This is a genomic window from Streptomyces sp. NBC_00258, assembly GCF_036182465.1.
GTDB lineage: Bacteria > Actinomycetota > Actinomycetes > Streptomycetales > Streptomycetaceae > Streptomyces.
In genome coordinates this window covers 3,529,356-3,552,235 of sequence record NZ_CP108081.1, presented here as the reverse complement: position 1 = coordinate 3,552,235, position 22,880 = coordinate 3,529,356, and the positions used below count along the sequence as shown (strand labels likewise).

Annotated in this window: 20 protein-coding genes and 1 pseudogene; 15 read left to right on the top strand and 6 right to left on the bottom strand. The window is 69.9% G+C overall.

What is annotated here, in order from left to right; translation table 11 throughout:
* The first annotated feature begins 124 nt into the window (after window positions 1-124).
* From OG718_RS15865 to OG718_RS15850, 4 genes are all read left to right on the top strand, one after another.
* The gene (locus tag OG718_RS15865) at window positions 125-940 is read left to right on the top strand and encodes a Tat pathway signal sequence domain protein (RefSeq protein ID WP_328844432.1); all 816 of its coding nucleotides are present in this window, start codon (window positions 125-127) and stop codon (window positions 938-940) included.
* 109 nt (window positions 941-1,049) lie between these two features.
* Window positions 1,050-2,369, top strand: a complete 1,320-nt coding sequence (locus OG718_RS15860) for a copper amine oxidase (RefSeq protein ID WP_143638598.1) — start codon at window positions 1,050-1,052, stop codon at window positions 2,367-2,369.
* Window positions 2,370-2,471: 102 nt separating this feature from the next.
* Window positions 2,472-3,704: an SAV2148 family HEPN domain-containing protein gene (locus OG718_RS15855; RefSeq protein WP_143638600.1), complete on the top strand. Its 1,233-nt coding sequence runs from the start codon at window positions 2,472-2,474 to the stop codon at window positions 3,702-3,704.
* Window positions 3,705-3,841: 137 nt separating this feature from the next.
* Window positions 3,842-4,564, top strand: coding sequence for a 3'-5' exonuclease (locus OG718_RS15850; protein ID WP_306936986.1), 723 nt, complete (start codon window positions 3,842-3,844; stop codon window positions 4,562-4,564).
* A gap of 22 nt (window positions 4,565-4,586) precedes the next feature.
* On the opposite strand, the gene OG718_RS15845 is transcribed toward OG718_RS15850, so the two are convergent.
* Window positions 4,587-5,609 (bottom strand): DMT family transporter, encoded by a 1,023-nt coding sequence (locus OG718_RS15845; RefSeq protein ID WP_328844431.1) that lies wholly within the window; start codon window positions 5,607-5,609, stop codon window positions 4,587-4,589.
* 103 nt (window positions 5,610-5,712) lie between these two features.
* On the opposite strand from OG718_RS15845, the gene OG718_RS15840 reads away from it, so the two are divergent.
* Window positions 5,713-6,609, top strand: a complete 897-nt coding sequence (locus OG718_RS15840; protein ID WP_143638606.1) for a LysR family transcriptional regulator — start codon at window positions 5,713-5,715, stop codon at window positions 6,607-6,609.
* 62 nt (window positions 6,610-6,671) lie between these two features.
* Here the strand turns inward: OG718_RS15840 and OG718_RS15835 are convergent, their stop codons facing one another.
* On the bottom strand, window positions 6,672-7,523 hold the full coding sequence (locus OG718_RS15835; RefSeq protein ID WP_328844430.1) for a phosphotransferase enzyme family protein: 852 nt from the start codon (window positions 7,521-7,523) through the stop codon (window positions 6,672-6,674).
* Window positions 7,524-7,747: 224 nt separating this feature from the next.
* Here OG718_RS15835 and OG718_RS15830 point away from each other — a divergent pair, with 224 nt between their 5' ends.
* From OG718_RS15830 to OG718_RS15805, 6 genes are all read left to right on the top strand, one after another.
* Complete coding sequence (locus OG718_RS15830) at window positions 7,748-8,701, top strand: carbohydrate ABC transporter permease (protein WP_328844429.1); 954 nt, start codon at window positions 7,748-7,750, stop codon at window positions 8,699-8,701.
* Window positions 8,698-9,531, top strand: a complete 834-nt coding sequence (locus OG718_RS15825) for a carbohydrate ABC transporter permease (RefSeq protein WP_143638612.1) — start codon at window positions 8,698-8,700, stop codon at window positions 9,529-9,531. Before OG718_RS15830 ends, OG718_RS15825 begins: the two co-directional genes overlap by 4 nt.
* Window positions 9,531-10,823 (top strand): ABC transporter substrate-binding protein, encoded by a 1,293-nt coding sequence (locus OG718_RS15820; protein ID WP_328844428.1) that lies wholly within the window; start codon window positions 9,531-9,533, stop codon window positions 10,821-10,823. Before OG718_RS15825 ends, OG718_RS15820 begins: the two co-directional genes overlap by 1 nt.
* 479 nt (window positions 10,824-11,302) lie before the next feature.
* Entirely contained in the window at window positions 11,303-12,085 is a 783-nt protein-coding gene (gene erm, locus OG718_RS15815) for an ErmE/ErmH/ErmO/ErmR family 23S rRNA (adenine(2058)-N(6))-methyltransferase (RefSeq protein ID WP_143638616.1), read from the top strand.
* Window positions 12,086-12,150: 65 nt separating this feature from the next.
* Complete coding sequence (gene mgt, locus OG718_RS15810) at window positions 12,151-13,365, top strand: macrolide-inactivating glycosyltransferase (protein ID WP_143638618.1); 1,215 nt, start codon at window positions 12,151-12,153, stop codon at window positions 13,363-13,365.
* Between the two features lie 311 nt (window positions 13,366-13,676).
* Window positions 13,677-14,711, top strand: coding sequence for a CDP-alcohol phosphatidyltransferase family protein (locus OG718_RS15805; RefSeq protein WP_143638620.1), 1,035 nt, complete (start codon window positions 13,677-13,679; stop codon window positions 14,709-14,711).
* Window positions 14,712-14,787: 76 nt separating this feature from the next.
* On the opposite strand, the gene OG718_RS15800 is transcribed toward OG718_RS15805, so the two are convergent.
* Entirely contained in the window at window positions 14,788-17,052 is a 2,265-nt protein-coding gene (locus OG718_RS15800; RefSeq protein ID WP_143638622.1) for an MMPL family transporter, read from the bottom strand.
* A 474-nt stretch (window positions 17,053-17,526) separates the two neighbouring features.
* Here OG718_RS15800 and OG718_RS15795 point away from each other — a divergent pair, with 474 nt between their 5' ends.
* Window positions 17,527-18,072: a DUF1697 domain-containing protein gene (locus tag OG718_RS15795; RefSeq protein ID WP_143638708.1), complete on the top strand. Its 546-nt coding sequence runs from the start codon at window positions 17,527-17,529 to the stop codon at window positions 18,070-18,072.
* The gene (locus OG718_RS15790) at window positions 18,065-18,448 is read left to right on the top strand and encodes a nuclear transport factor 2 family protein (RefSeq protein WP_143638624.1); all 384 of its coding nucleotides are present in this window, start codon (window positions 18,065-18,067) and stop codon (window positions 18,446-18,448) included. Before OG718_RS15795 ends, OG718_RS15790 begins: the two co-directional genes overlap by 8 nt.
* On the opposite strand, the gene OG718_RS15785 is transcribed toward OG718_RS15790, so the two are convergent.
* Together OG718_RS15785 and OG718_RS54420 are read right to left on the bottom strand one after the other, a co-directional pair.
* Complete coding sequence (locus tag OG718_RS15785; protein ID WP_328844427.1) at window positions 18,420-19,319, bottom strand: transglutaminase-like domain-containing protein; 900 nt, start codon at window positions 19,317-19,319, stop codon at window positions 18,420-18,422. The genes OG718_RS15790 and OG718_RS15785 overlap by 29 nt on opposite strands.
* Window positions 19,320-19,373: 54 nt before the next feature.
* Window positions 19,374-19,979: pseudogene (locus OG718_RS54420) on the bottom strand (aldo/keto reductase).
* A 38-nt stretch (window positions 19,980-20,017) separates the two neighbouring features.
* Between OG718_RS54420 and OG718_RS15765 the strand changes: the two are divergent.
* Complete coding sequence (locus tag OG718_RS15765; RefSeq protein ID WP_328844425.1) at window positions 20,018-21,055, top strand: ketopantoate reductase family protein; 1,038 nt, start codon at window positions 20,018-20,020, stop codon at window positions 21,053-21,055.
* 106 nt (window positions 21,056-21,161) lie between these two features.
* Window positions 21,162-21,728, top strand: a complete 567-nt coding sequence (locus OG718_RS15760; RefSeq protein ID WP_260695288.1) for a TIGR03086 family metal-binding protein — start codon at window positions 21,162-21,164, stop codon at window positions 21,726-21,728.
* Between the two features lie 409 nt (window positions 21,729-22,137).
* Here the strand turns inward: OG718_RS15760 and OG718_RS15755 are convergent, their stop codons facing one another.
* Complete coding sequence (locus OG718_RS15755; RefSeq protein WP_143638632.1) at window positions 22,138-22,875, bottom strand: sirohydrochlorin chelatase; 738 nt, start codon at window positions 22,873-22,875, stop codon at window positions 22,138-22,140.
* Window positions 22,876-22,880 lie beyond the last annotated feature (5 nt).

Below are 22,880 nucleotides of genomic sequence, written 5' to 3'. Positions count from 1 at the left end.
CCCTGAAAGTGATGGAACCACCTATGACTTACGTCCCTCTTACCGAACGACCAGTGCATACGCGGTATGCCGAACCAGTGGGACTCGAGCGACTCCTATAGATACAGGGGAAGTAGGGGGAAATGTGCGCACGATAGTGCACCGCCATCTGGGCAAGGTGGTGGCGGGTGCGGCCATCGCGGTCGCCGGGACCGCCGTCATGGTCGGGATCACCCTGCCGGGCTCGGCGGGTGCCGACGACTCCGGTGGCGGCAACGGGGCGGGCCAGACCTCCCAGCAGGCCGGACAGAGCCAGGACCAGGCTCAGGGGGCCGTGCAGCCGGGCGTCGTCGAAGAGGCACCGGCCGAGGGCGACAAGGGCAAGGGACGCGACCCGCTCACCGACGACGAGACCGAGCGTGTCGAGAAGCTCGCCCTCGACCAGCAGCTGTTCCGCAGCAGCGAGAACGTCGAGGGCGACAAGGGTCCCCAGCGGATCACCGTCGACCTCGCCGAGCCCGACGAGAGCGAACTGGACGACCCGAACGCGCCGCGCCGCGCCGAGGTGTCGTTCTACGACTACAAGGACGACTCGCTCGTCACCAAGACCGTGAACCTCGACACCGGCAAGGTCGAGGGGACCGACACCCAGCACGGCGTCCAGCCGCCGCTCAGTCGTGCCGAGACCGTCGAGGCCGCGCAGCTCCTGATCGCCGACCGGCTCGGCGCAGGCCTGAGGGCCGACTTCAAGGACGCCACCGGCAAGGAGCTGACCACTCCCGACCAGCTGCTGCTCAACAGCATGGTCTACCGGGCGAACTCCGGCACGCCCGCGGCCCTCGCCGACTGCGGCAAGCACCGCTGCCTGCGGCTGTTCGTGAAGGCCAAGAACGGTCCCTGGATCGACAGCCGTGACCTGGTGGTCGATCTGAGCACCCGGAAGATCGCCAAGGTCGGCTGACCCTTCCTTCCGTTCAGTCTCCTGCGTTCACCGGCCCGGGTTCGGCCCGGGCTCGGCGAACTCCGTCCACTTTCCAACTTTCCTGCTTGTGCAAGGGAGTCACTTCTTCATGCGCGTGAACAGAGTCAACCGCGCCCGCAGGCGGACGGCGGTGGGCCTCTCGGTGGCCGCCCTGACCGTCGGCGCCACCACGGCCGCGGGACCGGCCGTCGCCCAGCCCAAGGCCGCCCCCGCGGCAGCCGCCGACTGCAGCGCGGCCTACAAGATCGAGCAGACACTCGCCACCGGCACCAAGTGGTCGATGTGCTGGCACTACGAGAGCGAGGCCGGGCTCGTCCTGGAGAACGTCTCGTACCAGCCCAAGGGCGAGGCGGCCCCCATACGTGTCCTGACGAGTGCGAAGCTCGCCCAGATCCACGTCCCCTACGACGACGGTTCGGTCGAGTACGACGACCTCACGGGCGCCGGATTCGGCCAGGGCCTGATGAACATGGCCCCCGGCGAGTGCCCCGGCGGCACCATCAAGACGGTCAAGGTCCCGGACGCCTGGGACCCGGAGCACCCGAACGTCAAGGGCCTGTGCACCACGACCCGTTCACGCGGCCACGCCTACCGCATGCAGGGCGACTCGGCGAGCAAGGTCTTCCAGCAGCAGGGCAAGGACCTGCTCGTCTACACCGTCAACCAGGTCGGCTGGTACGAGTACATCACCGAGTGGCGCTTCTCGGACGACGGCGCGATCAACATGAACGTCGGCGCCACCGGCAGCCTCTCGCCCGGTGACTACGACGCCGGTGACGGCCGTGGCTGGCCGATCGGCAAGGGCGCCAAGGGGTACGCGACCAGCCACAGCCACAACGTCTTCTGGCGGCTCAACTTCGGCCTCGACGGCAACTCCAAGAACAAGGTAGAGCAGTACGACTCCGTGGTCAGCCCGCCCGCCGCCAACGGCGAGGCCCCGCGCAACAAGACCACCCGCACGAAGATCACCAAGGAACTCGCGGGCGACGCCAAGAACATGCGCTGGTGGCGCGTGGTCAGCACGACCGGCAAGAACAAGGACGACCACGCCCGCTCGTACGAACTCGTCCCGGGCGCCAGCTCCAAGTACCCGGGTCGCAGCTACACCAAGCGCGACGTCTATTTCACCCAGTACAAGAAGTGCGAGCAGTTCGCCAGCAACAACCTGCGCAACTGCGGTACCGGAGCAGGTAAGTCCGTCGACAAGTGGGTCAACGGACAGAACCTCACGCACCCCGTGGCCTGGGTGAACATCGGGTTCCACCACGTGGCCCGGGACGAGGACCAGCAGCCCATGCCGGTCCACTGGCAGGGCTTCTCGCTGGCCCCGCGTGACGTCACCGCTATGAATCCGCTCACTCCGCCGGAGCTGGCCGATCAGAACGGCAGGCCGGACAACGGTAGTTGAGAAACGACCTGTCCATCCGGCTGCACCGTTCGCCGCTCCCGGAGTACCCTTCCTTGATCGTTGGCTGGGGGAGTGCTCGGGGGAGCGGAAGGCGGTGCGCGGGTGGGGTCCGGAGGGCTGGAGTTGCCCCCTGGTGACGGCGGTCACGAGGGGAGCTCCACGGATGCCCCACCGGGCGCGGTGTCCCTGGCGCGACCGATGGAAATCGGAGCGGAGCTGGACTGGGGCGCCGACGCCTGGCGCGAGGTGCGTACGCGCGCCCAGCGGGCCGGCCGGGCCTACATCTGGCTGAACCTCGTCGAACAGCGGCTGCGCGCGGTCGTGGCCGCTGTTCTGCGCCCGATCTACGAACCCGTCCACGGCGAGGACGACTGGGTGGTCGCCGCCGCCGGACCCGCGGGGCAGGAGTGGGTGCAGCGCGCCGTCGCCGTGCGCGAAGTCAGCCGCCGCAAGGGCTACTTGCTCGACCCCGCCGACGACAACGTCATCAGTTTCCTCACGTTGCCCCAGCTACGCGAGCTGATGGTGCAGCACTGGCCGTGCTTCGAGCCGTACTTCGACGAGCGCCGGGACGTCGAACTCGCCCTGGACGAACTGGAAGTCACCCGCAACGTCGTCTCGCGCAACAGGGCGCTGTCCGAGGCCGTCCTCGCCCAGGCCGAGCGCGCGTCCGCGAAGCTCCTGGAGATACTCGGCGCGGGCAGCGACGTACCGTCCGCGCGCCGGCTCCCCGTCGACGCGGTCGAGAACCTGGTCGGCGACCGGTACGCGGACGTGGTGGGCGTGCACTCGGACCGGGTGCGGCTGATGCGGCAGTTCCCCGCCGAGGACATCTTCGGCGGAGCGCGCCGCCTCGACGCCATCGGCATCGGCCTCAACCTCCTCGTGCAGAACTTCTCCGGGCGGCGGCTCGTCAGGCTGGCCGAGTCCGGCTGCCGGGTGCGGCTGCTTTTCCTGAACCCGGCCTCCAGCGCGGTGAAGCGCCGTGAGCGCGAACTCGGTATCAAGAGGGGCGAGTTGAGCCGCTCCGTCGAGATGAACATCCTGCACATGCGCCGGGTCCGGGCGCGGCTGCGCGATCCCGGCGCCTTCGAGATCCAGGTCTACGACGAGACGCCCCGCTTCACGGCGTACCTCGTCGACGGGGACGGCTCGGACGGGATAGCGGTCGTCCAGTCGTATCTGCGGCGGACGCGAGGGATGGAGGCGCCGGTGCTCGTGCTGCGCGGCGGAGGACGGGTGTTGAAGCCGGACGAGATCGGCGAAGAAGGGCTTTTCGGGACGTACCGCGAGGAGTTCGAGGTGGCTTGGGCCGATTCACGGCCTGTGTCCTGACGGTTCCCGTGACGGGCCTGTGTCCGCCTCCGCGGTCGGCCTGACGGGCGTCAAGCGGAATGCGGTCGTCGGATTGTCAGTGGCCCATGGGATCGTGGAGGTCATTGGGGGATCGCACCACGAAGAAGGGGGCCGGCATGGGTTGGCACGGGGAGCTGCTGGTCGGCTTCGACCTGGAGACGACCGGGACGGATCCGCGCGAGGCGCGCATCGTCACCGGGGCCGTGATCGAGGTCAGGGGAACAGAGCCGGTCGGGCACCGCGAATGGCTCGCCGACCCGGGAGTCGAGATCCCGGCGGACGCGGTGGCGGTGCACGGGATCAGCAACGAAAGGGCGACGGCCGACGGCAGGCCCGCAGACCAGGTGGCCGACGCGATCGCCTCGGTCCTCGTCTCGTACTGGCAGTCGGGCGTCCCGGTCGTGGCGTACAACGCGGCCTTCGACCTGACCCTGCTCTCCGCCGAACTGCGGCGGTACGGACTGCCGTCACTGCGCGACCGGCTGGGCGGAGTCGATCCCGCGCCGGTCATCGACCCGTACACGATCGACCGCTCCGTGGACCGCTACCGCCGCGGCAAGCGGAATCTCGAAGCGGTCTGCGCGGAGTACGGGATCGCGCTCGACTCCGCCCACGATGCCTCGGCTGACGCCCTGGCGGCGGCCCGTCTCGCCGGCGCGATAGCCGCCCGCCATCCCAAGGTCGCGGCCCTCGGCCCGGCGGAGCTGCACCGCCGCCAGATCGAGTGGTACGCGGAATGGGCGGCCGACTTCCAGAGCTTCCTGCGCCGCAAGGGGGACGCGACGGCGGTGGTGGACGGGGTGTGGCCGTTGCGGGACCTGACGGACGAGCGGGTCTGAACCGCTCGTTCACACCGGTCGTTCACACCGCTCGCTGGGCCTCTTCGGTGCCTTGGCGCTCCGCTGGGAGGGCCTGCTGAACGAGCTTGTCCTTGAGCTGCGGGTCCGCTGTGGCTGGTCGCGCGGTTCCCCGCGCCCCTGAAGGGGCGGGTAGCCCTGGTGGGGCAGCGGATCGGTGGGCGCGTTCCACTGCCTGGCCCCAGTACGTTCCGGTGATCAGCAGGGTCGCGCCGAGGGCGGTGAGTGGGGTGAAGTGGTCGCCGGCCAGACCGATACCGACCGCGGCGGCCCATATGGGCTCGGTGCCGAGCAGGAGGCTGGCCCGGCTCGCCGAGGTGCGCTGGACGGCCCAGGTCTGGGCGAGGAAGGCGAACACACTGCAGAACAGGGCGAGATAGAGCAGCTGGGCCCAGCCCGCGACGCCGATGTGGGCGAGCGTGGACAGTTCGCCGGACGCGGGCAGCAGGAACAGCGCCGAGCCGACGAGGGTCTGCACGGTGGTCAGCCGCAGCGGGCGGATCGCACGGTTCACGGTGAGCCGGCCGACGAGTGCCACATGCACCGCCCGGATCAGCGCCGCGGCGAGCATCAGCAGGTCGCCGAGGCGGGGCGCGTGGAAGCCGTTGCCCGACATGAGGAGGCCGACGGCCAGCAGGCACACGCCGGCGGCCGCGTAGAAGGAGAGCGGGAGGCCGCCGCGGTGGCCCGTGCGGTCGAGGAGGGGAGTGATCACGATGGTCAGGCTGATGATCAGCCCCGCGTTCGCGGCACTCGTGTGGGCGACGCCGTACGTCTCCACCACCAGGACGGCCGCCTGGGTGACCCCCAGAGGCACACCGATCCGGATCTCGTCACGGGTCCACCCGCCGGACTTCCGGTCGGTGGCGATCAGACCGAGACAGGCGAGCGCGGACAGGGCGTACCGCGCGAACAGCACCACCAGGACGGGCAGCACGGCGGTGGCCGTCTGGGCGGACAGATAGCTGGAACCCCAGACGAGGGCGACGAGGAGAAGTACCGCATCGGTACGGCGGGCATCAGGCACGCGCTCACCCTGCACCGTCCACGTCCCTGAAGCCCAGAGCCAACTTCTTAAACGATCCTTTAGCATCCCTACATCGGTACGATGCGATCGCTGGGACGAGGACATGGACGAACGGCAGCTGAGGATCCTGCGTGAGCTGGGCGAACTGGGCAGCGTCACGGCGGTCGCCGAGGCGCTGCTCGTGACGCCCTCGGCGATCTCCCAGCAACTGCGGCTCCTCCAGCGCGCGATCCCCGTACCGCTCACCGAGCGCCAGGGGCGGCGGCTGGTGCTCACCGACGCCGGGCAGGCGCTGGCCGGGGCGGCGATCGAGGTGGAGACGGCGCTGGAGCGGGCCCGGCACACCGTCGCGGAGTTTGTCGACCGGCCGGACGGCGAGGTGTCGGTGGCGGCCTTCCACAGCGCGGCTTCGGCGTTCTTCCCGCTGTTGCTCCAGGCGCTCGCCGAGCCCGGCGGGCCACAGCTGTCCCTCGCCGACGCGGATGTGACGCAGGACGACTTCCCGCCGCTGACCAGGGAGTACGACCTGGTGCTCGCCCACCGCCTGGAGCACACCCCGGGCTGGCCGCGCACGGTCACGGCCACCACCCTCCTGCGCGAACCGCTCGACGTGGCGATGCCCGCCGACCACCCGCTGGCCGTCAAGCGGCGGCTCACCCCGCGTGACGTGGCCGACGAGCCCTGGATCACGGCGCACGACGGCTTCCCGGTGGTGGCGACCATCGACGCCATCGCCACGGCCGCGGGCCGTCGGCTCCGTCTCGCCCACCGCATCAACGAGTTCGCGGTGGTCGCCGAGGCCGTCGCCGCCGGCGGGGGCCTCGCCCTGATGCCCCGCTGGACGATGCGCCCGCACCCCGCGCTGGTGCTCAAGCCGCTCAGCGGTGTTCAGGCACGGCGGCACATCGACGCGCTCCACCGCCCCGAACGCACGGCCCGCAAGGCCGTACGGACGGTTCTCACCGAACTGCACCGGGCGGCCGGGACGATCCGCGGCTGACCGGCCACCACATGGCGGTCCGGGCGCGAGGCGGGCCGCACGGCAGTCCAGGCAAGGGTGCCTCAGAAGGGATACCAGCGAACCGTTTCGTCGCCGTCGCGCAATGACGCCACCCGGCGCTCGAACTCCGCCAGTGCCTTCGGATTGCTCGGTGCGTGCTGGGAGACCCAGGCGCAGCTGGCCGTCTCGCGGGCCCCGCGCAGCACTCCGCAGCCGTCCCACTCGCGTACGTCCCAGCCGTAGGTCCGGGTGAACGCGTCGTACGCCTCGGCGGGCAGCCCGTACCGGTCGCGGGACAGCGCCATGACCACGAGGTCGTGTTCGCGAAGGTCGGTGGAGAAGGTCTCCAGGTCGACCAGGACCGGCCCGTCGGGGCCGATGTGGACGTTGCGGGGCAGCGCGTCGCCGTGGATCGGGCCCGGCGGCAGATGCGGGGTGAGTGCGGCGGCGGACGTGGCGAAACCGTCGCGCCGGTCCCGCAGGAACGCGGCGTCCGCGGGGTCGATCGCGTCGCCCGCGAGCCGCAGCCACCGCTCGACGCCGCCCAGCAGTTCGCGGCGCGGCAGTGTGAAGGCGGGGGAGGGCAGGGCGTGCACCAGTCGCAGCAGTTCGGCGAGATCGCGGGGTTCGGCGGGACGCACGGGAGCGGGCAGCCGGTGCCACACCGTCACCGGGTGACCGGCCACGGACCGTGCCTCGGACTCGGCGGCCCGCACCGCGGGGACGCCCGCCTCGGCGAGCCAGACGGCGATGGCCAGTTCCCGCCGCGCCCGGTCGAGGAGTTCGGCGTCGCGGCCCACCTTGACCACCAGATCACCGGCCGCGAACACGGCGTTCTCGCCCAGCGCGAGCAGCTCCGAGCCCCGGTCGAACCCCGCCTCGGCGAGCACGTCCCGCGCCTGTGCCTCGTCCATCACTCGCCTCCCGTGGAGCCCTTGGTTCTCGTCCGGTTGTCCCGCGGTTCTCGTCGCGTCGGCGGTCGAGATCACGCCATACGCCGCCCAGTGTCGCATTCACACTGGTGAGAGCCCTCGGGAGGGTGTGTGCGCTGTCTTGACGGCGTGTCAGTACGTCAGCACGATGACGGGGGCCGCCGGGACGGCCAGACCCGTACGAGCCGCCCAGAGGAGCTGATTCCGTGACATTGGCGACCGTGCGGAAGCGGTCAGGGAAGCGGTCGGCGAGGGGTGCGCCGGGTGGAGGCGGAGGCGCGGGTGACCGCCTCGTCGACCACGGCGCCTGGTTCCTGGTACTGCCCGCGCTGATCCCGATCCTGGTGCTCAGCGTCGGACCGCTCCTCTACGGCATCGCGCTGGCGTTCACCGACTCCCAGTCGGGCCGCACCGAGCCCACACAGTGGATCGGGACCCTCAACTTCCAGGACCTGCTGCACGACACCCTGTTCTGGGACTCGTTCCGGATCGGCCTGCTGTGGGCGGTGGGGGTCACGGTCCCGCAGTTCCTCCTCGCCCTCGGCCTCGCCCTGCTGCTCAACGAGAACCTCCGCTTCCGCTGGCTGGCACGGTCGCTCGCGATCATCCCGTGGGCGATGCCCGAGGTGGTCGTCGGCATCATGTGGCGGCTCGTCTACAACCCGGACGCGGGCATCCTCAACGAGACGATCCGCGACCTGGGCCTGGGCGATGGCCGCGACTGGCTGAGCGGCCTGGCCACCGCCCTGCCCGCGGTGATCGTGGTCGGCGTCTGGGCGGGCATGCCCCAGACGACGGTCGCCCTGCTCGCCGGACTGCAGAACACATCGCGCGAACTGCACGAGGCCGCCGCGATGGACGGCGCGGGCGCCTGGCGCCGCTTCCGCACGGTGACCTGGCCCGCCCTCAAACCGGTCGCCCTCGCCATCACCGCGCTCAACTTCATCTGGAACTTCAACTCCTTCGCCCTGGTGTACGTCCTGACCAACGGCGGCCCGGGCGGACGCACCCGGCTGCCGATGCTGTTCGCGTACGAAGAGGCCTTCCGCTACGGGCAGTTCGGGTACGCGGCGGCTATGGGCTGTGTGATGGTCGCGGTGATCTCGGTGATCCTCGCCCTCCATCTGGTCGGCCGGCTGAGGGGAGGCGAGGACGCGTGAGGACTCGGAAATCGGCTCGCGCGGGCCAGTACCTCGCGCTCCTCGCCTATCTCGTCTTTCTCGCCTTCCCCTTCCTCTGGCTGATCTCCACCGCCTTCAAACCGGCGCGCGAGCTGGGGAGTCTGCATCCGACCTGGATCCCCAAGGACCCGACCCTCGCCAACTTCCGGCAGGCCTTCGACGAACAGCCGCTGCTGGACGCCGCGTTGAACTCCCTGATCGCTGCGGTCGGCGCGGCGGTGATCGCCGTACTGATCGCGACCCCGATGGCGTACGTCATGGCCCGGCACCGCACACGGCTCGCGAAGGCGGCGACCGGCTGGGTCGTGGTCAGCCAGGCGTTCCCGTTCGTGCTGGTGATCATCCCGCTGTTCCTGGTCCTGAAGAACCTGCGGCTGATCAACTCCGTACCGGGTCTGATCATGGTGTACGTCGTGTGGGCGCTGCCGTTCGCACTGTGGATGCTCGTGGGATACGTACGGGCCGTGCCGACCGAGCTGGAGGAGGCCGCGGCCGTGGACGGAGCCGGCAAGGTGCGGACGCTTGTCTCGATCACCGCGCCGTTGCTCGCGCCGGGGATCGTGGCCACGGCGCTGTTCGCGTTCATCAGCGCGTGGAACGAGTTCTTCTTCGCGCTGGTGCTGCTCAAGACCCCGGAGAAACAGACCCTTCCGGTCGTCCTCACGCACTTCCTCGGCGCGGAGGGCGTGGCGGACCTCGGGCCCCTCGCGGCCGCCGCGTTCCTGGCGACCCTGCCCTCGCTGGTCGTCTTCGCGGTCATCCAGAAACGGATCACGGGCGGGATGCTCGCCGGGGCGGTGAAGAGCTGATGCGGACGAAACGGCTCGTCGCGATGGTGGTGGTGCTGCTGCTCATGGGCAGCGCGGCCTGCACCGGCGGTGACGGCGGTTCGGAGGACGGCAGGATCACCCTCCGCTTCCAGTCCCTCGCCTGGCAGGAGGAGTCCGTCGACGTCAACAAGGAGCTGGTGAAGGAGTGGAACGCCACCCATCCGGACGTCAAGGTCGAGTACGTACAGGGGAGTTGGGAGAGCGTCCACGACCAGCTGCTCACCTCCTTCGAGGGCGGTGAGGCACCGGACATCATCCATGACGCCTCGGACGACCTCGCGGACTTCGCGTACGGCGGGTATCTCGCGGATCTGCGTGAGCTGCTGCCCGGGCGGCTCAAGTCCGACATCCCGCAGCGGAGTTGGGAGACCGTGACCTTCGGGGACGGGATCTACGGCGTGCCGTTCCTCCAGGAGCCGCGCGTCCTGATCGCCAACGCCAAGTGGCTGCGGGAGTCGGGCGTACGGATTCCCACCCCCGAGAAGCCGTGGAGCTGGGACGAGTTCAGGGCGATCACCGACGAACTGGGGGATGGGGAAGGGAAGTACGGGGTGGCCTGGCCGCTCAAGGAGCCCGTGTCGGCCACGCTCAACCTCTCGCTCTCGACCGGCGGGCAGCTGTTCCACCGTGGCTCGGACGGCAAGGTGCGGATCCGGTTCGAGGCGGGTGACGAGGTGGTGCCGCGCACCATCCACGACCAGGTCAACACCGATGGGAGCGCGTCGAGTTCGACGCTCGGCAGCGGTGGGTCCGACACGCTGCCCGGCTTCTTCGGCGGCAAGTACGCGATGGTTCCGCTCGGGTTCTCCTACCGGCAGCAGATCGTGCAGCAGGCGCCGAAGGGCTTCGAATGGCAGGTGCTGCCCGCGCCGGCCGGTGCGGATGGGCTCACTCAGGGGGTGAGCCCTCAGACGCTGTCCGTCGCGGAGGACAGTCCGCACAAGAAGGAGGCCGCCGCGTTCATCGACTTCCTGCTCCGGCCTCGGAACATGGTGCGGCTCGCGCTCGGCGACTGGATGCTGCCGACCGGTACGGGGGCGCTCCGGGATCCGGCGCTGCGTGTCGAGAAGGGCGGGTGGGCGATCGGGACGGGGCTCGCGCGGTATCTGCGGTCGGCGCCGGCGCAGTCCGTGCGGGGGTATCCGGAGTGGAAGGACAAGGTGGCCACGCCTGCGTTCCAGGAGTACTACAGCGGGGCCATCGGGCTCGGTGAGTTGCGTGAGCGGTTGGTGGGGGACGGGAATCTGGTGCTCGCGCGGTATCAGAGGTGACGGTTCGCCGGCGCGGGCCTTGGGGACGCGGGTGGTTTGTCGGATGCCGGCCGGTGGGGGCTGGTCGCGGCGTTCCCCGCGCCCCTAAAAGATTGCGCCGTTCCCCGCGCCCCCAAACTGCGCCGTTCCCCGCGCCTCTGGAGGTGAGCCCCTGGAGGAACGTGCGGGTGAAAATCGGTTGGCCGGGGCCGCCCCGGACGTCTAGCGTGCCGGTCGTGGGTATCAATGCGATTTTTTCTTCCGGTCTCGGCCGGGGCTGCACGCATTCCATTCGGATGCGTCGTGCCCCCGGTGCCCTGACCGGCCCGGGGATCTGCGCCCGCTGACGGCAATCGCCGCAGGGGCGCCCCCTCTCACGTACGCCTTGAAGCAGGTACGCGGCTGACGCGTGCCCGCCCGCGCGCGTCCTTTTCTCCTCCCTTCCGGTCGGGGCCTTCGTCTGCCCGTTTCGCCCTCACGGAAGACAAGGACCGCAGGCCATGGCCCGCCCCACCCACGTTTCGCGCGCGCTCTCGCAGAACTTTCTCACCGACCGCGCCACCGCAGACCGCTTCGCCCGGCTCGCCGTACCGCGGCCGTACCACCCACCCCTCGTGCTCGAAGTGGGCGCGGGCAAGGGCGCGTTGACCGAGGTGCTCGCCCCCCGCTGCCGGGAACTGCTGGCCTACGAGATCGACCCACGACTGGTCCCCGCCCTGCGCACCCGATTCTCCGGAACCCCTCAAGTGCGGGTGATCGGCGGTGACTTCCTTGCCGCGCGGCCACCGGGCAGCCCCTTCTCCGTCGCCGGAAACGTGCCCTTCTCGCGCACCGCGGACGTCGTCGACTGGTGTCTGCGCGCGCCCGGCCTGATGGACGCCACGCTCCTCACCCAGCTCGAATACGCCCGCAAACGCACCGGGGACTACGGGAGTTGGACCCTGCTCACCGTCCGCACCTGGCCGCGCTTCGAGTGGCGGTTCCTCGGCCGGGTCACCAGGACCAGGTTCCGGCCCGTGCCCCGGGTCGACGCCGGAATCGTACGCATCGAGCGACGCCGTACCCCGCTGCTCGACCGGACCTCGTACGACGACTGGCGGCACCTGGTCGAGCTCGGCTTCTCCGGGGTCGGCGGATCGCTGCACGCCTCGCTGCGCCGGGCCCATCCGAGGCGCCGGGTGGATGCCGCGTTCCGGGCCGCACGTCTCGACCCTCGTGCGCTTGTCGGGGAAGTGGCGCCCGAGCAGTGGCTGGGGCTCCACGACGTGCTGGCGGCGCGGTGAGTCGCGTACGGAGGGCGGTCGCAATTAAGTTGTACGAGACGTATCGTCTCGCTTATGGTCGGCTCATGACCACCCCACACCCCGCCCACATCGCCATGTTCTCCATCGCCGCCCACGGGCACGTGAACCCGAGCCTCGAGGTGATCCGGGAGCTCGTCGCCCGCGGGCACCGGGTCACGTACGCGATTCCGCCCGCCTTCGCCGAGAAGGTCGCGGAGACGGGCGCCGAGCCGAAGCTCTGGAATTCCACGCTGCCGTCCCCCGACGACGATCCCTCGGCATGGGGGACCACACTCCTGGACAACGTGGAGCCTTTCCTTGCCGACGCGATCCAGGCGCTTCCGCAGCTCATCGAGGCGTACGAGGGCGACGAGCCGGACCTCGTACTGCACGACATCACCTCGTACCCGGCCCGTGTCCTCGCGCACCGCTGGGGCGTCCCGGCCGTCTCGCTCTCGCCGAACCTCGTCGCCTGGGAGGGGTACGAGGAGGAGGTCGCCGAACCCATGTGGGCGGAGCCGAAGAAGACCGAGCGTGGCAGGGCGTACTACGCGCGCTTCCATGCCTGGCTGGAGGAGAACGGGATCACCCAGCATCCCGATCCGTTCGCCGGCCGCCCCGACCGTTCCGTCGTCCTGATCCCGAAGGCCCTCCAGCCGAACGCCGACCGGGTCGACGAGTCGGTGTACACCTTCGTCGGTGCCTGCCAGGGCGACCGCGCCGCCCAGGGGGAGTGGCGGCGGCCCGACGGTGCCGAGCGCGTCGTCCTCGTGTCCCTGGGCTCCTCCTTCACCAAGCAGCCCGCCTTCTACCGCGAGTGTGTGAAGGCGTTCAGTGGCCTGCCGGGCTGGCACGTGGTGCTGCAGATCGGCAAGCACGTCGACCCCGCGGAGCTCGGCGAGGTCCCGGGGAACGTCGAAGTGCGGGACTGGGTGCCGCAGTTGGCGATCCTCAAGCAGGCCGACGCCTTCGTCACGCATGCGGGCGCCGGCGGCAGCCAGGAAGGGCTGGCCACCGCCACACCGATGGTGTGCGTGCCCCAGGCCGTCGACCAGTTCGGCAACGCGGACATGCTTCAGGCGCTCGGTGTCGCCCGGCACCTGCCGATGGAGGAGGCGACGGCCGAGACCCTGCGCGAGGCCGTACTCACCCTCACCGGCGACCCGGACGTGGCGCGGCGGCTCAAGGAGATCCAGGAGGGAATGGCGACCGAGGGCGGCACGGCACGCGCGGCGGATCTGATCGAGGCGGAAATCCCCAAGAGCGTCACGGGTACATGACCGAAGCTTTACCGAGACCGGAAGGGGCGTGATCGGGTAACCGTCTGCGAAATCGGGTGACCGTCCGCGAACTCGGAATTCCCACGGGTCACGGTTGTACGCCAATGGTGAAGCCATGGCGCCCTTTGGATAACGGGACGGTCATTCGATAACGCTCGGGTAACGCGGCATCCGCCCGATCAGGGCATGGACAGGGTTATCGGGTTGGACGGCTGACCCCTGCCGAAGGTTGCACGGGTCTCTTCTTGTTCCTTGTGTGAACACCTTCCTAGCTTGAGGTGAACTCACTACGAACGCTGGGAAGTTGATCAATGCGCCGAGACATACCGCCCCTCGCCGAGGTGCGCCGCATCACAGAGAAGAAGCGTGACGCGTGGTGGACCGTGCTGCTCGTCGACCCGGTGGCCACACCGTTGGTGAGGCTCACCGCGATGCGTACGAGGATCACGCCGAACCAGATCACCTGGGGGGCGTTCCTGCTCGGCCTGGTCTCGGCGGCCTGCTTCGCCTTCGGCGACTGGCGGTGGCTGATCGCCGGCGCACTTGTCTACCACCTGAGTTTCATCCTCGACTGCATGGACGGGAAGGTGGCCCGGCTGACCGGCCAGGGCTCCGTCTTCGGGGCCTGGCTGGACTTCGTCTTCGACCGCATCCGGGTGGCGGTGTGCGGGGTCGCGCTGATGGCCGGGCAGTACGACCGCACCGGTGACACGATCTACATCTGGCTGGCCCTCGCGGTCGTCGGCCTCGACACGCTGCGGTACATCAACTCCCTGGAGATCTTCAAGATCCGCTACAACATGCGCAAGCAGATCAAGGCGCGTGTGCGGGAGGCCCGCCGCTCGGAGAACTCCGCCGAGGTCGCCTTCATGGAAGACCTCTTGCGCAACAATCCCTCGGCGGACATCGAACACGACATCCGCAAGACGTCGGCCCTGTCCGAACCGGGCTCCATCCCGGCCGAATCGGCCTCCTACCCGGCCGAATCGGCCCCCGACCTGTCCGAACCGGCCTCCGAGGGAACCATCGACGCTCCCCAGAAGCCCCGGGGCCAGGTCATCGATCTCCAGCAGGAGTTCCGCCACCGCTTCCCGGTCTATCTCCGGATGCGGTCCTTCCTCCTGCGCCACCGGATTCGTACGCACCTGGTGAGCGGCATCGAATTCCAGATGGGCGTCTTCATCGTCGGCCCGCTCCTCGACGCGGTCATCGAGGCGACCCTGGTCTCCGGCGCCCTGCTTCTCGTCTTCGAACTCGCCATCATCTACAAGCTGTTGCTCTCCACCCGTGACTTCACCCGCACCATCGACTCCTTCGAGCGGGACGAGGTGGCCACGGCGGCCTGATCCGGCGTGCCGCACACGAAGGCGTGGCCGGGGCGAGTGCCCCGGCCACGCCGTCGCTGTGCGGTGGTTCAGGTCGTCAGACCCGGACCCTCTCCCCCTCGACCGCCGGAGGCGGCGGCGAGGCCGCGGCCTCGGGGGACTCGTCGTGGCTGAGGTCCGGCAGACGGTTCAGCCACTTCGGGAAGTACCAGTTGCGTTCGCCGAGCATGGCCATGACCGCCGGGAGCAGCACACCGCGGATGATCGTCGCGTCGATGAGGACCGCGGCCGCGAGGCCCACACCCATCTGCTTCATGGACTGCATGGACAGCGTGCCGAAGATCGCGAAGACGGCGACCATGATGACGGCGGCGCTGGTGATGACACCGGCCGTCGTGACCACCCCGTGCTGGATGGCGTCCCGGGTCGTCAGCCCCCGCAGCCGCGCCTCACGGATTCGCGAGACCACGAACACGTGGTAGTCCATCGAGAGCCCGAAGAGGATCACGAAGAGGAACAGCGGCAGCCAGGTGATGATGGCGCCCACGCCCTCCGCGCCCACCAGCGACGCGCCCCAGCCGTGCTGGAAGACGGCGACCAGGATGCCGTAGGCCGCCCCCACCGAGAGGAGGTTGAGGACGATCGAGGTGATCGCGATCGTCAGCGAGCGGAACGACAGGAGCATCAGCAGGAAGGCGAAGACCACGACGAAGGCGAAGACCGGGGCGACCGCGCTGACGAGCTGGTCGTTGAAGTCCTTGGAACCCGCGACCTGACCGGTCACCGGGGCCTCGACCCCGTCGACCTTGCCGAATGTCGCCGGACGGACGTCGTCGCGGATGATCTCCAGGCTCTTCTCGGCCTTGTCGAGGTTCGAACCGCCCACCAGCGGCACGTACACGAAGGCGACGTTCTTCGAGTCGTGCACCTTGACCTCGACCGGGCCGCGTGAGGCACCCGAACTGACCGCCCGCTCACGGAAGTCGGCGATCGCGGACTTCACCTCGGCGGAGTTGATGTCGTCGGCCTTGACGACCACCTCGGCCGGGTCGGAACCACCCGGGAAGGCCTCGTTGACCCGCTCGTACGTCGCCACGATCGGCAGCGAGTCGCCGAACTCCTGGTCCAGTGTGAGGTTCTGGGTCTTCATGCCGAGCGCGGGAGCCGCGATGGCCAGCAGTGCGCCGGTCGCGACGACCAGCGAGATCGCCGGCTTGGCCAGCACCACACGCAGCACGCCCGTCCAGAACCGGCTCCCGTTGTCGGAACCGCCATTGGTCTTGCGGCGCTTGTCCGGGTGCAGGAACGGGATCCGGCCCTTCTCGACCCGCGTACCGAGCAGCGAGAGGACCGCGGGCAGCACCGTCACCGAGCCGACCATGGCGACCGCCACGACCATCAGCGAGGCCAGGCCCATCGCCTTGAAGGTGGCGATTCCGGTGAACAGCATGCCCGCCATCGCGACGCACACCGTGACACCGGAGACGACGATGGCGCGGCCGCTGGTCGCTGCGGCGATCCGGAGCGCGGTCTCGGGATCCCTGCCCGCCGCGCGCTCCTCACGTTCGCGCCGCAGATAGAACAGGCAGTAGTCGACGCCGACCGCCAGGCCGACGAGCAGCATCACGGAGCTCGACGCGTCGTCCATCGGCTGGAAGTGACTGACGATCCCCATCAGGCCCATCGTGGCCATGATCGCGGTGATCGCGAGCAGGACCGGAACCAGCGCCGCCACCAGCGCCCCGAACGCGACCAGCAGGATGCCGAGGGCCACGGGGACGGCGGAGTACTCGGCCTGCTTGAAGTCGTCGCCGAACGCGTCGTCGAACGTCTTGTTCATGCTGGCGCCGCCGATCTCCTCGATCCGCACCGCCTCATGGTTCTTCTGTACCTCGTCGACGGCCTTCAGAACGGGCTCCACCCGCTCGCCCGCCGTGTCCGCATCGCCGCGCATGTCGAACTGCACGAGCGCGCTGCGGCCGTCCTTCGAGATCGTGTCCGTGTCGTACGGCGAGGTCACGTCGGTCACCTTGCCGGTGCCCTCGACCGCCTTCATCACGGCGTCGACGGCGGCGCGGAACTCGGCGCTCGTCGCCTTGACCCCCGCGTCCTTGCCCTGGATGAGCACGGTCTCCCCGGCCGGCTCGTCGATTCCCGCTTCCTCCGCGATGGCCGCGGCCCGGCCTGTCTCGCCGCTGAGCTGATCGCTGTCCTTGAGCTCGACCGTGCCCGCCGCCGAGCCGAGCCCCATTGCCAGGACGACGAACAGCAGCCAGATCCCGACGGCCGCCCAGCGGTGCCGGGCACTCCAGCCGCCGGCCCGGGCCGCTATGCCCCGTACCCGCGTGTCTCCGTTCCCCATGACGGGCTTTCCCCCTCGTCTTCGGTGTCGGCCCCCTGCCGGCACCTTCTGTTTCGAAGGTATGGGGCGGATAAGGACCTCTCGTCGTGCTGCCCGGTGAGGTACCGGGAGCCGGAGTCCTCCCCTCGGACCCCGTGACCTCAGCACTGAGGAGGATGAAAGCCCCTTACATGTAAAGCGGCACCTCGGGGGTCGTGATCAGGGTGTCCGGTCTGTCCCCCGTCCGTCCCCCGTCCGTCCCCTGTCCGTCCCGGTCCGGGTCCGATCTGCCGGGGAAGCTCCTTTTCGGTGTTACGAAAGTTTGTTGAACAAGTCACAGCTGTGTGCGGGGGTTGAACTGAGCGCGTCCATCGGTCAGGGTTTTGAGCCAACCGGCCGGTAACTTTCGGTGTCCGGCCGCCCGGGAACCGCGGCCGTCGTGCCCACCCCCACGGGGCACGACGGCCGCTTTATGGTGTGCGGATGACTGAGGGCATGACGACGTACGCGGCACTGCTGCGCGGGATCAACGTGGGCGGCAGCAGGAAGGTGCCGATGGCCGAGCTGCGCACCCTCATGGAGGGTCTCGGACACGCGGGTGTCCGTACGTATCTCCAGAGCGGGAACGCCGTCTTCTCCAGCGGCCACGGCGACGAGGACACGCTCGCCGCGGAGCTGTCGGGGGCGCTGGAGAAGAGCTTCGGCTTCACGGTCGACGTCCTGGTGCGCGACCACGCCTATCTCCGGGCCGTCCTCGACGCCTGCCCGTTCCCGGCCGCCGACCTGGAGGGGAAGCAACTGCACGCCACCTACTTCTCCGAGCCGGTCGACGCCGAGCGCTTCGCGTCGGTCGACCAACAGGCCTTCCTGCCCGAGGAGTTCCGCCTCGGCGACCGTGTCCTCTACCTGTACGCCCCCGACGGCCTCGGCCGCTCCAAGCTGGCGGAAACCCTGTCGAAGCCCCGGATGTCGAAGGGCATCATCGCCACCACACGGAACTGGAACACCGTCACCAAACTCGCGGAGCTGACCAGTGGCTGACCACGGCCCCGCCGTCGAGGCGGCCATCGAGGGCGAACTGCGCCTCCTCGACCCGGAGATCCGCCGCTCGCCCGAACTCCTCGGGGAGCTGCTGCACCCCGACTTCCACGAGTTCGGCGTCTCCGGGCGGCACTGGGACCGGGCCTCGATCATCGACGCACTGGCCACGGCGAAGGAGCCGGGGACCGGCCTCGGCATCACCTCCCGGGTGACGGGCGTCGAGCTCGCCCCCGATCTGGTCCACCTCACCTTCGACACGGAACACAACGGCCGTCACGCACACCGGAGTTCGCTGTGGCGGCGGACGGGGGAGGGGTGGCTGCTGTACTTCCACCAGGGAACGCCGTTCAGCCCCGAAGGCTCTCGGGGAGCCTGACCTTCCGGACACCGAGGTAGGTCGTGTGCGAGGTGATCTCCGCCGGGACGGTGAGGCGGGGGTCCGCGTACAGGCGCCGGATCTCCTCGGGCGACACGGCCTCGGTGGCCGTGGCCGCGGCCACCGTGTCGAGCAGCGCGAGATCGTCCGCGGTCACCTCCGGCTCGTCCTTCGCCGCCAGCCCCCACGCGTCCCACGGCAGCACCTCCACCCCGCCGAGGGCCGCGAGGTCCCGTACGACGTTGCAGCGCACGAACCACAGACCCTGCAGGGTGCCCGTGGGGAGAGGGATCCCGAAGGCGTCGGGGTCCGCGTCGCGCGCCCGGCACGCCTGCCAGGCGGTTCCGGCGACGAGGAACTGGTCCCGCGGGACGTCCAGCGGATCGAAGGGCACGTCGTGCGCCCCGTCGGCCACCTGGGCGTCCGCGAGCTGCCAACTGCCGTCCGGCAGACGGTATTCGGTGACCCAGTGGTCCCCGTGGGTCACGAGGGAGGAGCCGTCCTCGAAGTAGGTGGCGAAGCCGCACCGGACGCGGGCGGGGGTGCCCGTCGCCCTCAGGAACGCGCACAGCAGCAGCGCGAAGTCCCGGCATGTGCCGGCGAACCGCTCGCCGAGCTCCCGGTGTTCGGTGAGCGGCGCCTGTGCGCGCTCGCGAAGGATCCGCAGGATCTCGCTCACGTACCGGGCCTCGGCGTCCTCGTGACGGCGCTTGTCGGGCATCGCGTACCCGAAGTGCCCGCCCTCCTCCCGGTGGATGAGCAAGTTCCTTACGAGGGCGGCGAGTTCACGCGGGTCTGCGGGCAGACCGGCCGGTACGGCTCCGGGGTCGCTGTACGGGCTCTGCTTGAGGTGGAAGTCGTGGGAGTCCATGCCCCGGAGCGTGGAGTCTGCCCCAGGGGCAAGGTCAAGCACCGTCGGGCGAGGTCAACTCAGCGCGTCTAGACGGGACATGTCCCCCTCGCCGAGCCGTACGACGGCCGCGTCGAGGTTCTCCTCCAGGTGAGCGAGGGAGCCCGTGCCGGGGGTCGGGCAGAGCACGGGGGAGCGGTGCAGCAGCCAGGCCAGGGCGATCTGTCCGGGCGGGACTCCGTGCGCGGCGGCGATGCCCGCGCACACCCGGTCCGTGGTCAACGAGCCGTTGCCCAGGGGGGAACCAGGGCAGGAACGCGATCCCGTGCGCCTCGCACAGCTTCAGCAGGGGATCCGAGGCGCGGTCGGTGAGGTTGTACCGGTTCTGAACGGACTCGATGTCCGTCAACTCCCTTGCCGCTTCGAGCTGTTCGGCCGTCACCGAGTCGAGCCCGATGTGCCGGATCTTGCGGCGACGAGTTCCTCGGCGATCGACGGGCCGTAGTTGTCCGCCGTGTCGATCAGCGTGACTCCGCGCTGGACAGCCCGCCGCAGAACGGCCACCGCGTCCCGGGCCTCACCGCGCGGCCCCCAGTAGCCGGGACCGGTCAACTGGGCGGTGCCGTAACCGAGGCGGCGTACGGGCAGCTGTCCGGCGAGCTGGAAGTTTTCCGGAATCATTGATGGAGCGTACACACGCCTGTGGCAGGCTCGGACACATGCGCTACATCATCATCGGAGCAGGGGCTGTGGGCGGGGCCATCGGCGGTCGCCTCGCGGGATCGGGACACGACGTGGTGCTGGTCGCGCGGGGCGCGCAGTACGAGGCGCTGCGCGAGCGGGGGCTGCGCCTGGTGACGCCCGACGGCCCGCACACCCATCGGCCGCCCGTCGTCGACGGGCCGCACGCGCTCGGCGAACTCGGCGCCGACGACGTGCTCGTACTCGCCGTCAAGACGCAGGACAGCGAGGCGGCACTGGAGGCATGGGGACCCGTGCCCGTGGCGGGCGGCGGCACGGCGGCCGAGCGGCTGCCGTTGGTCTGCGCGCAGAACGGCGTGGAGAGCCAGCGGCTCGCGCTGCGCCGCTTCCGGCGGGTGTACGGGGTGTGCGTGTGGCTGCCCGCGACGTTCGTCGAGCCGGGGGTGGTGTCCACCGCCGGTACGCCGCTCACCGGGATCCTGCACCTCGGACGGTATCCGCACGGCACGGACGAGACGGCGCGGACTATTGCCGCCGACCTGACCGCGTCCCGCTTCGAGGCGCCGGTCGTGGCCGACGTGACGCGCTGGCAGTACGCCAAGCTCCTCGGCAACCTCGCCAACTCGATCGAGGCGGTCAGCGGCGTGCTCACCAGCGAGGAGGGCATCGCGCTCTACGGCCGGGTGCGTGCCGAGGGGGAGGCCGTGCTGGCCGCCGCGGGCATCCCGTACGCCTCCGAGGAGGAGCAGAAGGAGGCCCGCGCCGACAAGATCCGCTTCGAGCCCTTCGACGGGTCCGAGCGGGGCGCCGGGTCGTCGTGGCAGTCGCTGAACCGTGGCACGGGGACCATCGAGGCGGACTATCTCAACGGGGAGATCGCCCTGCTGGGGCGGTTGCACGGCGTACCGACGCCGCTCAACGACCTGCTGCAGCGGCTCGCCAACGTCTTCGCTCGTGAGCGGCGGGCGGCCGGTTCGATGCCGGTGGACGAACTCGTACGGCTGTCCGATGACGCTGTCGCGTTTGTTCAAGAGGGGGCGGGGCCGCGTCCCTAGCGTGTGACGCATGGAGACGAACGCGAACAAGAACGTGGACGAGAACTCGGACAAGAGCCTGGACCAGGAGAACGCGCCCTACACGATCGAGAGCCTGTACCCGTCCATGGTCGAGTGCGCCGCCGAGGCCGCACGTGTCGCGCGCGGGGTCACCGCGGAGCAGCTCGCCGGGACCACCCACTGTCCGGACTGGGATGTCCGGGCTCTGGTGAACCACTGGGTGCTCTACACCTCCCACGGTCTGGAGCACCGGGCGTTGCGCAAGCCGCTGCCCGAGTCGCTGACCGGGCGGGATTTCGCTGCCGAGCCCGGGTGGGCGTCGGCGTACGCCGCCCAGCTGGACCGGGCGGTTGCCGTGTGGGCCGATCCGGTGGTGTGGGAGGGGGAGGTGGACCTGGGCATGGGATCCATGGCGGCTCCCGAGCTGGCCTCGATGATCGTGAAGGAGATGGCGGTGCACGGGTGGGACGTCGCTACGGCGACCGGCCAGCAGTACCGCATCTCCGACGTGGCCGCCCGCGTCGTCCTGGACGTCGTAGTCACCCACGGCGACCTCTACCGCCAGTACGACGGCTTCGCCCCCGCGGTCCCGGCGCCTTCCGATGCCTCCACCTTCACGCGTGCCCTCGCCTTGAGCGGCCGCGACCCCCGACTGTCCCACGCGACCTCCTGAACGAACCTTTTTCCGCCCCCGCCGCCCCTACCCATTCCCGTCCCTTACTCAGGGGCTCCGCCCCCGAACCCCCGTATCGCGCTGAACGCGCTCGTCCTCAATCGCCGGACGGGCTGGGTGGGTGGGGGTTACTGGGGATGGGTGGGTTGGTCATGGGCGGGTGGGGATCGGCCTGAACGGCCTCGTCCTCAAACGCCGGACGGGCTGGGTGAGGGATCGGTCTGGACGGCGTTGTCCTCAAGCGCAGGACGGGCTGGAAGTGGGGGCGCAGCCCCACTTTCAGGGGCGCGGGGAACTGCGCGACGAGCCACAACGAAGCCGCACTCGACGACGCACCCGACGGGGTCTGGGGCGGAGCCCCATAGGGACGGGACGGGTAGGGGCGGCGGGGGCGAGGAAAATGCCCGGGTCAGGCGCCGATCGCCGTCAGCGCCGGGGTTCGGGCGGCGTCGTACCGGTGCAGGAGGACGCGGGCCACCTCCGGGGACGCGCCGAGGACGTCGGCGAGAACGTCCGCCTCGGCCGCCCCCCGCGCGATCCGATCCGGCAGGAAGCCGGGAGCCAGGACGTACGGCGCGACAGCCACCCGCGCGCACCCAAGGGCACGCAACTCCCGCACCGCATCCCCCGTACGAGGCAACGACGCGGAGGCGAACGCAGGCCGCACGGCACACCAACCGGTCCGCCGCCACTCCCGCGCGATTTCTGCGATCACTGCGATCGCCTCCGGGTCCGTGGACCCCGCCGAGGCCAGCACGACCCCGGTCGAGGACTTGTCGGCGGGGGACAACCCCGCCTCGTACAACCGCCGTTCGAGCGCGGCGGTCAGCAGTGGCGACGGACCGAGCACCTCGGCCTGCCGGATCCTCAGCCGGGCCGGAGCCTCGCTCAGCACCGCCGGGATGTCCGACTTCGCATGGAAGGCCCGGGTCAGGAGCAGAGGGAGGGCCACTACGTCACGTACGCCCTCCGCCGCCAGTGACTCCAACACCCCCGAGACCGAAGGGATGTTGAAGTCCAGGAAGCCGGTCTCCACGCGCACGCCCGGGCGCAGGGCCCGTACGCGCCGCACCAGGGCGTGCACGGTCGCGGCATGGCGCGGGTCGCGGCTGCCGTGGGCGATGACGAGAAGTACCGGTCGAGGCATGGGAG